Raw genomic sequence first — 13,214 nt, 5'->3', positions numbered from 1 at the left:
AGTTCTAATATCAAATTTTATATTGCCTCAAAAATAATACCATTTTCAGTTAGTAAGTTAGTTAACTCTGACTTAGTAAAAGATACAGATTTTTTCAATTGATTCATGTATTGAGAAGTTGGGAAAATTACATCACTACTTGTATCTACTGCTTCTACTCCTCTTTCTAATCCAGTACATCTAGCTATCTCATTACTCAAAAGTAAAATTGCTAATATAAGTTCATAAGCTTTGCGTTTAAATTGCTCATTGAAAAAATTTTCACCCTCAAAAAATATTGCTTTTACTAAATTTATTAAAATAAATGTTGGCTCTTCGGCAATTCCAGGAAATACAATATATGAGCTACCATAAAAAGAAAAAGCTTCAGTGATACTAATTTCCGAAAAAGTCTGTTTATTTAATTCATAAATAAAGTATCGTAATCTTTAATTTGATTACGATACTGATAAAAATTATATTTGAGGATATTTGAGAACTCAATAATTATTTATTTACATCAAGCAAAGGAGATACTTCTACTTCCTATTCATTTTCTGGAGAAGCAACAGAATCTTGATTTTCTAGACTTTCTTCTGAATTAACTTCCTGCTCTACAACTTCTTTTTCAGAACTTGCAGGCGACTTAACTGCTTCTTTTTTATCCGTAGCATCTGAATTAACTTCCTGCTCTACTTCTTCTTTTTCAGAACTTGTAGGAGACTTAACTGCTTCTTTTTTATCTGTAGCAGTCAATAATTTTACATCATTAAATTGAGGTCTATTAAAAACACCTAATTTCAAACCTTCCACATCCGAATTACTAACATAATTCCACATCCAACCAGGACTATAAAGTGGCACCATCACAGCATTATCCAACAAATATTTCTGAACTTCCACAACTTTTTCTTGCCGTTCCTTTGAATTAGTTGCAGTTCGCATTTCTGTTAGTAATTTATCAAGTTCATCACTGTGATAACCATCCATCCAACCAGGAGAATGCCACAATGTATAAAGAAAATCTGGGTCGTACCAAGACCAACCCATCATATCAATAACACCATTGCCTTCTGCTTGACTATTTTCTTGTTTTATTCTCGCATTCAAACTCCCAATATCCATTGTTTCTAAATTAGCTTTAATACCCACTTCTTCTAATTGAGTTTGAAAATTTTCGAGAATTTTTTCACGGTTTCCTCCCTTCCAACTTAGGAGAGTTACTTCTAATGGTTTATCCTCACTATAACCAAGTTCACTTAATAGAGTTTTTGCCTTTTCTTCGTCTGGTTTAATACTAAAATCCGAACAAAGTTTTCCATCATTAGGAAACATAACATCAGCGATCGCGCATTCGGAAGGTTTAGCTAAACCTGCTAATACTTCCTCTGTCGTTTTTTTCACATCTATTCCATAAGCAACTGCTTGTCTTGCCTTTTTATCATCAAAAGGAGGTCTAGAAGTAACGAATTCTAAAAATACTATTTGCCCAGTATTTTCAGCAGTATAAAGTTTTAAATTAGACTCTTGTTTGAGATTAGAAACTTCTGTTATTGGAGGTTCAATTAAATGTACTTCGCCAGATTTCAGGGCAGCTAAACGAGCTTCTACTTCTGGCATAGTTTTAATTACTAACTTCTGAATATAAGGAGTACCAGAATTTTCTACAAGTCGCCCATAATTTTTGTAGTTTGGGTTAGCTTCAAGTACAAGTTGTTCTCCTTGAGTCCATTCCACAAATTGAAACGGACCCGTACCTATTACTCCATCTATACCAAATTTGTCGTTGTAAGTTTCTATGGCTGACGGACAAATCATGCTAGAGTAAGAGTCAGCTAAAAAACGGGGAAAAGGGCTAAAAGCTTCAGTCATTTTCACCTTAACTGTCAGGTTGTCCACGACTTCTACTGTTTCTATTGGCCCCCAACTATCTTTAGTGCTATTTTCTGTTTCGGGATTGATGGCTCTGTCTATGGTAAATTTAACGGCATTAGCATCAAAGGTTGTGCCGTCATGGCATTTGACATTTTCGTTGAGTTTGAAAGTATATTCTTTCCCATTTTCACTGACAGACCATTCTTTAGCTAGGTTGGGTTGAATTTTGCCTTGCTCATCAAAGGTGAGAAGTGTGTCGTAAATTTGATCGATTATTTGTCTAGATAAGGGTGATGTTGATTTATGGGGGTCAAGGGTGTCCGAGTCTCTATATCTTGCCCAAATTAGGGTGTCTGGTTCGGGAGTGTTTGGTGTTTCTGAGGTTGTGGTGATTTTGGTGTTGTTGCAGGCGATCGCTAAGGTGGCAACTATTAATATTATTGCTATGAAACGCCAACTTTTTTGATGAGTTAATTTTTGGAGAAAGTGATTTAGGGAAAACATTTTGATATTTATTTTATAGTTAGGATTTAGGAAAATACACTATATATGCAGGTTCAAAACTATAGTGCCACACTACATCTAAAGTTTACCAGTCAAGAACCTTGAACTAAAAACATTATATTAGTGAGCCAAATTTTTGATTATACCACTAAGCTTCCTATCTATTTTTTAGACTTTGGTTCAATGATGAGGCTTCATTTTAGTTAAAATAAAAAATGTCAAATTCTTAAATATAATAGTAGGTAAAACTTTGCTAGACGAACAGGCAAAAAAAACTATACTGCGTAAAATCCCTCATGGATTATACATTTGTGGTGTTAAAGATGGTGATGAAGTAAATGGCTTTACAGCTAGTTGGGTAATGCAAGCATCTTTTAAGCCTCCCCTAATTGTTAATTGTGTAAATAAAAGTTCTATATCCCATGCCATGATTAAAGCTAGTGGAGTATTTTCCCTTAGTGTCTTAGGAGCAGAGCAAAAAGATTTAGCTCAACAATTTTTCAAACCTCAACGTCGTGTGGGGAATAAATTTGAAGAAATAGAATTTTATTTAGGAGAAACTGGTTGCCCAATTATTTCTGATACTCTTGGTTATGTTGAATGTAGAGTTGTGGGTGCTGTAGAAGAAGGCGATCATACTGTGTATGTAGCAGAAGTAATTGCAGCAGGTGTGCATCGTGAGGGAGATCCTCTATTGTTAGAAAGTACAGGCTGGAATTATGGTGGTTAATTACCATTAATAGCAATTTTTATAATTGTGAGGTACAAAATTCTAACTTTTAGGAAACAGGAAGAATATCAGAACAAAAGCAAATGTGCCTCACTAATGTTAGAAACCTTTAGTTATCAGCTATTATTTAATACGAAGTTCAATAAAAAGTGCTTTTAGATAATCTGAACTTAGTTACACTAGCCTAAAACTTTATAGGAAAATTTTCTGAAACTGCTATAAATTTAACCTTTTACTTCCTAAACAAAAAATAAGGTTAATAGCCACCTCCTGGATAGGAGATGAAAAAAATCAACTTTAGTATTTCACTGATAACTGATAACTGAAATGAAAAGCTGATATTATTCCAATATTTTAAGTAAAAATATCTAGGGTAAGTAGGACTATATATAGACAATTAGTTGGTTGATTTTTATAGCTAAATACCTACCTGAATAATTCCTAAACGTTCATAGTTAATTATTAATCAAATCATGCCATTAATTAAAGTTCAAACTTCTGCTGCCAAACCAGAAAAAGATAAAATCGACACTCTTCTAAAAAACCTTTCATCAGGTATAGCAAAACATTTTAGTAAACCAGAATCCTATGTAATGACAATTTTTGAACCAGATATTCCCATGACATTTGGTGGTAATAGTGACGAACCAACTTGCTACATAGAAATTAAAAATGTTGGTAGTATGAATCCTAACCAAACTAAAGCAATGAGTCAAGATTTTTGTCAAGAAATTAATCAAACTCTAGACGTTCCTAAAAATCGAATTTATATAGAATTTTCTGATGCTAAAGGCTCCATGTGGGGTTGGAATAGTTCAACTTTCTGATAAATTTTCCTAATTTTTTAGAGGAAATTATTAGCAACGGAAAAACGTAAAATTATTTCGGTAAAACTCCGCTTAAATCTATAAATTAGGCGGAGTAATTTATCAAAAAATCCAAGAATTCAGGTAGCTCCCACTCAGCTTTTCCTATAAAATGTTACTCAAACAGCATTTGAAAGAATCAAGTAACTCCAACTACTAAAGTTAGCTGATAACCTATAGCAATTCTTTAATGTATTAGGTACAGTTTTAGATACCCCCGCCCCTTTTTTAAGAGGAGAAACTTCAAAGTCCCCCTTTGAAAGCTATCCCTGATCAGGAACTCCTGAAACCCTTGTGGGAGGGGGGACAAGGAAGACAAGGAAGACAAGGAAGACAAGGAAGACAAGGAAAAAGCATCTCAAATGACAGATACATAATTCCTCACTAATGCCCAAGTTTTATGTTAAGAAAGATGTTTATAAAGCATAGCTTTGAAAGGAGGGGAATAGGGGTTTTAAAGCCTCTCTCCTACGAGGAGAGAGGTTTGGAGAGAGGTTTTTATGAGTTTACAAACAGTTTCTAATAGCTGAGATAGTAATCCTAAATGATTTGTGAAAAAAACTGTAGGGGTTTAGTCTCTAAACCAAAACTAAAACAGGGTTTGGAAACCAAACCCCTACAATAAAATTTTACAACCTAATTTTAGGATTGCGATAACTGACAGCTAAATGCTTACAAAAAAATACTTTTTTAAAAGAATCCCTAATAGAATTATCAAAAAAAATCACCCTACTTTCAACATAGAATTATTCAACAAATTAAACTCTGAATCTACTGAATCGTAAGCCAAATTATCAAGAGCTATTTTCTCAATTAAACTACCTAACCTTAATGCCTTAAGAGCTTGTTCTCCTCCAACTGAAGGCTTATTTCCTCCACCTACACAATGAACAAAATGCTCTAATTCTGCATGAAGAGGTTCAATATTGCTAGTATAAACCTTTTCAATTAAACCATCCTGACGATAAAGAACCTGACCATAATCTGTCACATAATCTCCTGTTGTTTGACGGTGAATCAAAATTTCATTATTCAGAAAATCTGCTTCAGTCAAAGAATTTTTACAGTGGGCAACAATAGAACGACGTTTTTTATGTGTCACCTTACTGGAAGTCAGAGTAGCAATAATACCATTGGCAAAACCAAGAGTAGCCGTTACATAATCTAAATTTCCCGAACTAGAAGCACTACTACCACTAGCAGTAAGTTTTACCACCGGAGCAGCTACTAACTCCAGTAATAAATCAATATCATGGATCATCAAATCCAAAACTACAGACACATCATTAGCTCGATGAGAATAAGGACTCATCCGATGAGCTTCCAAGGCTAATAATTCCTCAGTTTTGAGAACCTTACTCAGTTCTTGAAAAGCAGGATTAAACCTTTCAATATGCCCCACCTGTAAAATTCGATTCGTTTCAGCAGCAGTATTAACCAAAAATTCGGCCTCAGCAATACTAGCAGCGATCGGCTTTTCCATTAAGACATGGACTCCCGCTTTTAAGCAGGTCATTCCCACAGCATAATGTTGAAGAGTAGGCACAGCGACACAGACAGCATCAACATGAGGCAAAAGGTCTTGATACTCCTCAAAAAAACGAACTCCATACTTACTGGCAGTATTTAGTCCCCTTTCAACATTGATGTCTGCTACACCTACTAACTTAGTATCTTTGAGCAAACTTAGGACACGGGTATGATGCTGTCCCATATTACCAACCCCAATTACCCCTACACGAAGCAATTTTGCTTGACCATTTTTGGCAAAATTTGTAGAACATACTGTTGACATTTTAGTTAGCACTCCTAGATTCTCCTCCACCACACTTAATTAGACTAATAGATTTGTTTTGTTTAGTCTTTGCAAATTTATCTTAATTTGTTAGCTGGGGCTAGTGCTATGAAATTCTATTTAGGTTTTGCAATCTTCTCGGAATGTCGATGATGATAATTTTAAGCTTCAAATTATACCATATTTTCTGCTACATAAATCTTAGCAATTCTGCTACAGAAATCCTAGCAAAAATCCTTGTGAAACAAAGAGGCTTAAAACCCAATTTTCCGGTGAATCTTTTTTGAACATTTTCCTTAAAAAAGCTTTCCTATCTTTCAAATCTCCCTAGTGCTGCTACGGGGAAGTGATGGATTCAAAATTCAAATATATTTATTTAACGTATTTTCAAAGTGTTAGTAAAAAAATTAAATCTATGTACCACTGAATTATTAAAGCGAGCGCGAAACCCTTATTTCCTATCCTCCGTAAAATTTCATTTGAAACAGTCAGAGATTGGGTAAATGCAGCATTTAAAAAAATTGTCTTAACATATTAGCGTAATGCTATACTCAGTTAAAGGCTGATTTTTTCCTAGAGAATTAATTAATAGTTGAAAAATTTAATAATACCAATCAAAGCAAAGGTTAGAACATTTCTAAATTCTCAAACTCAGTCATAGATTATTTTTGACTTTTGCGTGAATGACTTTTGCCTTGTGCGTAGCCCTACATTTCTATGAATACAATAGTAATCAAAATAGGTACTTCTAGCCTAACTAATTCAGAAACCGGAAATTTAGCCTTATCCACAATTTCTAGCCTAATTGAAACCATCATCAATTTACGTCAACAGGGACATCGAATCGTCTTAGTATCCTCTGGAGCTGTTGGTGTAGGTTGCGATATGTTAGGACTAACCGAAAAACCCCGGAATATTTCCATCAAACAAGCAGTAGCAGCAGTAGGCCAAGGACGACTCATGCGAGTTTACGATGACTTATTTTCATCTTTACAACAGACAATTGCCCAAATTTTACTAACTAGAAGTGATTTATCACGACGTAGTAGTTATGTCAATGCCTACAACACATTTCAACAACTTTTGCGACTAGGCGTAGTCCCAATAGTCAATGAAAATGATACTACTGCTGTTGATGAGTTAAATTTTGGGGACAACGATACTCTCTCAGCTTTAGTTGCTAGTCTAGTAGAGGCTGATTGGTTATTCATACTAACTGATGTTGATAGATTATACTCAGCCGATCCTAGAAATAACCCAGATGCCTTACCCATTACCTTAGTAGAGCGAATCGAAGAACTTGAAGAACTTCAAATTGAAACTGGAGAGTCCGTTAGTGGACGAGGAACTGGCGGAATGATTACCAAAATTGAAGCAGCCAAAATTGCCACTGCTGCTGGAGTCCGAACCGTAATTACCGATGGTAAATTGCCCACTAATATACAAAAAATCCTCAATGGAGAATCTATTGGCACTCAGTTTGAACCTCAACCAGAACAAATCAACGCTCGGAAACATTGGATTGCCAATGTTTTAGTTCCAACAGGCCAGCTCTATCTAGACGAGGGTGCAGTTAAGGCCATTGCTGAGTCTGGCAAATCTCTATTAGCTGCCGGCATTACTCAAGTAGAAGGGGAATTTAACTCATCGGATGCTGTACAATTATGCAATGAAGAAGGTGAGGAAATAGCTAGGGGACTCGTCAACTACAGCAATATTGAACTGCAAAAAATTCTAGGTTGTCGCTCAGAAAGTATACCCGATATTTTGGGCTATGCGGGAGCTGATACAGTTGTACATAGAGATAATCTTCTGATTACAAATTAAATCATTGTCTCTGGTGGAGCCATATCAGAACCAACAACTAGACCACCCGCAGTAGACTTTAATCCTGGTACTTGAGTAGTTTCTAAATGCCGATCTGAGTCTGCAACTGAATCAGGAGGTTCTTGTGTATCTGGAATCAGATTTGCTCCAGGACTTGGTTGTTGAGACATCCAACTTAGTCCACTTACAGCTCCAGCTATTAAAACTGTATAACCCACATATAAGTAAGCTGGATTTAGATAAAATCCAGAGTCTTTATTGGACTTAGACCAAGATGGCATTAAACCTTCAAGTGAATTGGAAATAGGCAAAGCTGCTGCTAAAGTTACTCCATCAAATCCTAAAGCATTGCCAAGACGAAAGATAAATCCCCGAAGATATACATCTTCTGGTAATTTTTCTGTTTCACCTTTTTCTATTGCTTCTAGGTAATGAAGTGGCACAAAGGTTTGTTTATGAATTTGTTTCATTGATAAACAACGCATTTTTCGTGCTTTTTGTAGTTTTTCGCCTAGTTCCTGTAGATATGTTTTTCTTTCCTGAAGTGCTAAAGCTGTTTGTTCTGCTTTTGTTGGCTTTTTCCTCCATTGTAGTAGATTCTTTTGTGGTTGAAACTCTTGAGAGGAATTGTGGTTATTTTCTGAGAGATTAGTGTCTGTATTATCAGAATTTATAGATACGACAATTGATTCAGTTGGAGTTTCTGCTTCGATGGCAGTAGTTAGGTTTTTACTCATTTTTTGGGAACCTTGTTTTGATTTTTGGGGATTAATTTTTCTCGATCAATTTGTTGAGAAAGATTATTTTTTTCCGGCTCATCTATGATGTTAGGCTGAAAATAAATTAGGTCTATTGAAGACTCTTGTTTGTTTCCTATTTAATGTTCTAGTTAAGTTTTTGAGGTTGAGTTTGAGCGCTTCAAATCCTAATGCTTTGATTTGCAACTCTCAATTTCAGCGACTGCTTCTTCTAGGGAAGTTTTTTAGTTTTTCAATATAAAACTGTAAACTTAGTTAGTTTGGATTTCAGCTTCAATATTAGTAGGTTGCGATATAGCTGCCACTAGGCTCCGCCTTTCATGTCGGCGACAGCCGAAACGCCAACTATCTCGATCTATTTCTATGGGAATATATCCGGAAAAACTCTGGCTAGATGCAAGCTTAAATTCCCTGATTATGGTTTGAGTTTTACTTTTACTTAAAAAGAAGTAATCTAAGTAATTTATTCTGTGAGTTAGTATTGATTCCGGATTAATAAGTATGAAGATTTAACTTTTTGTTTGTCGTAGAAGTTTCTAACTGCTTAAGTGTTTTTTTAGAGCTAATTTATTAAGTATCGCAGGGAAAACTTAACTAGGAACAGAGAACAGTTGGAAAAGCATTTCCGCTCTCTAGATTCATAATCAGTTTATGTCCTAATCAATAGACTTCTTGCATAATTCAGGGAATAGGGAATAGGGAATAGGGAATAGGGGATGAAATTGTTGACTTCATATCTTGAATTGATTTCATTTTTTATTTTTGGAGATGTCTAATGCTTTCTTAGGTATAAATATCAAGAAGTTAAGAATCAAAATTTGAGTTAGGTTTAGCCAGTAATATATGACTAGAGTCTAAAATTCTTAGAGCTTCCTTGAATTGGGCTTTCAGCTCAGTTTACCGAATAATTAAGATTTAAAGCCTCTCCTTTAAAGGAGAAACAAGAAAAAAATTTTATGATTAATAATTACCTCTTCTTTTCAAGGAGAGGTAATTATTAATTATTAATTATTAATTATTAATTGTTGAAAAGTTAGCTTTTATGGGAAATATTTATCTCAAAGTAGGTTGAAGAGCTGTGTTTTCCATTCCTTATTTTGTTCAACCCATCCCACTATTCTAAAAATGCTTATTTACTTAAGTTTAAGTAAAATTTTCCTGAAAGGCTGGATTTTTCGTTTTTATCTTTAAGAATATTTGGGCTTTTCAGAAAAAATATTATTAGTGTGATAGGTTCTTATAACATGGTGAGTAAATCTCCTGTTGTCGCATACGCATAAGAAAATAATAAAATTTAAGCATAGCTAGCTGATACTAAAAAGTTTTATAGTCTTTGTATTCTAATAAATTTGTATTTTTTTTAAATTATTTCAAAATAGTTTTAGAAAAATAGGAGAAAATCGTAAAAATTTAGTCTACTAAGTCAATGAATCACTATAAACAATATTCATAGTCTAGTTATATTCTAGTGGGGAATTATGTTGATTTTTAACGATACCCAACCTAGTAAACCATTGCCAACTTGACTACTTGTAAACCCGATCAAGCAAAAATAACCCTACTGCAATTCCCACAAAATGAGCCACAATTATGTGAGTATTACCCAACACTATAAAAATATCCAGTGTAAATTTTTCTAGTTCTGTAGAATTAAAAACAAACGATCCTCTAGCTAATGATTCGCCTAATAAAATACCTCCAATTGCTTCTGCTGCCAATAAACTTAGAGTCATGCCAACCAAGTTAGTAATTAAAGTCCTCTTCACTTGTTGAGTTGTATCTGCCCTGCTTGGCCTCAAAGAAGGTGTAGGTGATCGTAATTTCCTAGCCAAGCGAGTGTAACGAAATGACAAGAAAATGCTGAAACCAAGAACCACAAGTCCACAAACTGCAAAAAATAATCCACCTCCGGTACTTGCTCCAGTCTGCTGGCCTAGTATACCCACAGCAAAAAGAAAAATTATACCTGAAACTATCCCAAGCACAAGTTGTACCCAAAAGCAAGTCCAACCGCCTAATCGGAGTACTCTAGCTACCTGTTCAACTGCCGGTGGCAAGGAAGAAGGCGAGTCTGATGAATTTGACATATTTCTTCTGCTTGTATATTCTGACTTCTCTAAAATTTTTGCACAAATATGGTTGACGTTTGGTCAACTCCTTTTAGAATATTATATTTAAGAATTGTAAAGCAACAACTCTATCTAGAAACACTATTAAATTTAAGGCCAATTGATGATGACACAACCACAACCTACTACTAAACCTAACTTAGATGAGCCAAAATTCGGCTTTAACCAATACGCAGAACGTCTGAATGGTAGAGCAGCCATGATTGGCTTTGTATTAACTTTAGCGATCGAATACTTTACTGGGGAAGGTTTGCTCTCTTGGTTGGGTCTTAGTTAGGATTTGATATCTACCTAGTTATTCAGATATTTATTATAATAATTGAGATTGAACTAAGATTATACCTCCAGTATTTTAGAGGATTATTCTTTGTCACGAGACATACTCTCACGCCATACTATCAAGTTGGCGTGGACTTAATCTTTATATTTTAACAGATAGATAAAAAACGAACTAGGTTATTTTGATATAGTAGTTCAGATGGAAAAAAATTCCTCAACCCAAGATAGATAAATAATTAAATAATTTTATTGCCTCTGGCTACAATCTTTAAATCACAAGCTTTTGGGGATTTTTTAAAGCCATAAAGCCATCCATCTAATTAGGGCTTCCTGAAAAAGTCTTATGGGTGAAGGTAGTAGTCAGGAGTCAGGACTCAGGAGTCAGGAGTAATGGGGAATGAGCGAGGAGGCATGAGGAAGAATTATCCTTTGATTTTTCTGCCTTATGCAACCCAAAATCCTAAATTTTTGAGCTTTTTATACCAAGCGTGAAAAAAGAATCTTACGAATAGTAAGGGCGATAAAAAGACTTTACAAAAGATATCCTTTTGACAAAAAAGCTGATTTATAGCAGTCGAAGCAAAGATTACGACATTTCTAAATCTAAAAACATTTGACAGTTTATTATTGCCTATTGCCTATTGCCTATTGCCTATTCCCTATTCCCTATTCCCTATCCCCTATTCCCTATTCCCTAGCGCTATATGACCTAAAAAATGGTATTTAAGCCATTCCCATACGACTCCTAACTCCGTACGGACGTTCGCATTTTTGTTATGCAACGTCCCTACTCCTAAAAAGTACCCTAGCTATTTGTAGCAAACATTTATCAAACTGGTATTACAAGGTTTTCCTTGTACTTTTTCAAGACCTAAAAAGCCTAAAACCCTTATCTTTCAATGCTTTTATATTTAATCAGCAAGGCCTAATTAATCTCACAGTTACAAAAGTATAAAATTTTTCTCCTGAAATTGGTACAATCGAATCTGTATATCTAAATTGCTATAATTCAAGAAAGTGCTTTAAATCCTGGAAATAATTTGATATCAACATCTGAAATTCTTAATAAATATTAGGACAAAAAGCAAGTCTAATGGTTTGAACTAATTTCCAAGTTCAATATGGCAGTATAGTTTATAAGTCTACATAATTTTAAGATTAAGGAAGTGAGAATTTTAGTTTCATTATCCTTACATAAAATCAAAAATACTTAAAATTTACATTGTATCAAATTCAGCTTATGATCGACGCTTTATGGCTAAGAATTCTCAAAACAGCTTACCGAAAAGATCCGGTAGTAAGTTTTGTAGTGACAATGGGAGCAGTTGATGCTGTAATTGGAGGTGTCAGAGCAAGTTGGTCTTTATTTGGTCTAGGAATGGGGACGGTGGGAATGGCCATCGCCTTACGTCTCTGGTTGCTCAAGCGTTCTTATCTTGAGCAAGCTACTGCTGTTCCTGAATATTATCTACCTCCTAATTCGTCTCGTCCACAGCTACCAATTCTAAATAGAAATAAAAAGCATCTTCCTTGATCGAAAATAATTTATTGCCTATGAAAATCGGCCAAGTTGCTGCTCTTAGTGGTTTTCCAATTAAGACTATCCGCTACTATGAAGATATTGGTTTACTGGAACCTTCTGTAGAACGTTCTGAATCTGGTTATCGTTTGTTTGAAGAGTCGGTGCTTGGCAGACTGGGTTTTATTAAACGAGCTAAGTCCTTGGGTTTGAGCTTAAGGGAAATTTCGGAAATCTTGGTCATTAGAGATCGAGGTGAATTACCCTGTAGAGAGGTTCAGCATAAATTAACCACTAAAGTCCAAGATATTACTTCTCAGATAGAAGCATTGGAAAACTTAAAAACAGAGTTACAACAAATTCTTGAGCATTGGCAGGAGGAACCATCAACCGATCAGGCAAGCAAGAATGTTTGTCCTAATATACAAACTCAAATATAGCAATCCTATTTGAGGTACAAAATTTTAATGGCTTTTAGGGAAAAGGGAACACTTAACTGGGAACAGGTAAGAGTTTCAGTTTTTTTATTTACTTTTTGATTTGTTAGAACCTATTTAGGATTGCTATATACTCAAAGAGCAAGATATAGAAATGGTGAACATAGGAATTGGTAGCCGATCAAGTATAACTAAAGTTCAGATAGGAAATGTATCTCTTTTATAAAATAAATTTATTTATAAATAAAAAAAAGGAACCATCATGGTTCCCTTCTTGTTGACTGATTAATTTTTTTCTGAGAGTTTTTTGCTTCTTTCTTATTTGCCTTAACTTGGCAGATCCTCCTCTACCTTTAACTTTCCTGGCGGGAAGTCCCGCGCTCTCCCGCAGGGGAGCGTCGGGATGAAAGCCAGGGCCAGGATTCGGATACCTTCATAAGCTAAACATTCATAGGCCCAAGACACAAGCTAGGAGAATTTTGTTATTATCAATGTCAACACAGGGGGAGGACATCA

The 13,214-nt window shown here is 34.9% G+C and carries 11 protein-coding genes; 6 read left to right on the top strand and 5 right to left on the bottom strand.

The features are described from left to right. Positions 1 to 17: 17 nt before the first annotated feature. Positions 18 to 200: a hypothetical protein gene (locus tag F6K40_RS33730; RefSeq protein ID WP_293142543.1), complete on the bottom strand. Its 183-nt coding sequence runs from the start codon at positions 198 to 200 to the stop codon at positions 18 to 20. Positions 201 to 525: 325 nt separating this feature from the next. Further along, positions 526 to 2,358 (bottom strand): ABC transporter substrate-binding protein, encoded by a 1,833-nt coding sequence (locus F6K40_RS33725; protein WP_293142540.1) that lies wholly within the window; start codon positions 2,356 to 2,358, stop codon positions 526 to 528. A gap of 250 nt (positions 2,359 to 2,608) precedes the next feature. Between F6K40_RS33725 and F6K40_RS33720 the strand changes: the two genes are divergently transcribed. Continuing rightward, positions 2,609 to 3,088: a flavin reductase family protein gene (locus F6K40_RS33720; RefSeq protein ID WP_293142537.1), complete on the top strand. Its 480-nt coding sequence runs from the start codon at positions 2,609 to 2,611 to the stop codon at positions 3,086 to 3,088. 473 nt (positions 3,089 to 3,561) lie between these two features. Beyond that, on the top strand, positions 3,562 to 3,915 hold the full coding sequence (locus tag F6K40_RS33715) for a phenylpyruvate tautomerase MIF-related protein (protein WP_293142534.1): 354 nt from the start codon (positions 3,562 to 3,564) through the stop codon (positions 3,913 to 3,915). Between the two features lie 763 nt (positions 3,916 to 4,678). Here F6K40_RS33715 and F6K40_RS33710 read toward each other — a convergent pair. Continuing rightward, the gene (locus F6K40_RS33710) at positions 4,679 to 5,749 is read right to left on the bottom strand and encodes a Gfo/Idh/MocA family protein (protein WP_293142531.1); all 1,071 of its coding nucleotides are present in this window, start codon (positions 5,747 to 5,749) and stop codon (positions 4,679 to 4,681) included. Positions 5,750 to 6,466: 717 nt separating this feature from the next. Here F6K40_RS33710 and proB point away from each other — a divergent pair. Next, the gene (proB, locus tag F6K40_RS33705; protein ID WP_293142528.1) at positions 6,467 to 7,576 is read left to right on the top strand and encodes a glutamate 5-kinase; all 1,110 of its coding nucleotides are present in this window, start codon (positions 6,467 to 6,469) and stop codon (positions 7,574 to 7,576) included. On the opposite strand, the gene F6K40_RS33700 is transcribed toward proB, so the two are convergent. Together F6K40_RS33700 and F6K40_RS33695 are read right to left on the bottom strand one after the other, a co-directional pair. After that, positions 7,573 to 8,313 carry a helix-turn-helix domain-containing protein gene (locus tag F6K40_RS33700; protein ID WP_293142524.1) on the bottom strand — a complete coding sequence of 247 codons (741 nt, stop codon included), beginning with the start codon at positions 8,311 to 8,313 and terminating at the stop codon, positions 7,573 to 7,575. The genes proB and F6K40_RS33700 overlap by 4 nt on opposite strands. Positions 8,314 to 9,860: 1,547 nt before the next feature. Continuing rightward, entirely contained in the window at positions 9,861 to 10,421 is a 561-nt protein-coding gene (locus F6K40_RS33695; RefSeq protein ID WP_293142521.1) for a DUF3611 family protein, read from the bottom strand. A 148-nt stretch (positions 10,422 to 10,569) separates the two neighbouring features. Between F6K40_RS33695 and F6K40_RS33690 the strand changes: the two genes are divergently transcribed. From F6K40_RS33690 to F6K40_RS33680, 3 genes are all read left to right on the top strand, one after another. After that, positions 10,570 to 10,740 (top strand): chlorophyll a/b-binding protein, encoded by a 171-nt coding sequence (locus F6K40_RS33690; protein WP_293142549.1) that lies wholly within the window; start codon positions 10,570 to 10,572, stop codon positions 10,738 to 10,740. 1,245 nt (positions 10,741 to 11,985) lie between these two features. After that, positions 11,986 to 12,276, top strand: coding sequence for a hypothetical protein (locus F6K40_RS33685; RefSeq protein WP_293142546.1), 291 nt, complete (start codon positions 11,986 to 11,988; stop codon positions 12,274 to 12,276). A gap of 20 nt (positions 12,277 to 12,296) precedes the next feature. Next, positions 12,297 to 12,701 (top strand): heavy metal-responsive transcriptional regulator, encoded by a 405-nt coding sequence (locus tag F6K40_RS33680; protein WP_293142518.1) that lies wholly within the window; start codon positions 12,297 to 12,299, stop codon positions 12,699 to 12,701. The last annotated feature ends 513 nt before the right edge of the window (positions 12,702 to 13,214 follow it).

Origin of the sequence: Okeania sp. SIO3I5 (assembly GCF_010672085.1) — a bacterium.
GTDB lineage: Bacteria > Cyanobacteriota > Cyanobacteriia > Cyanobacteriales > Microcoleaceae > Trichodesmium.
The sequence above is the reverse complement of the archived record's forward strand: the minus strand, read 5'-3'. Positions and strand labels throughout refer to the sequence as shown.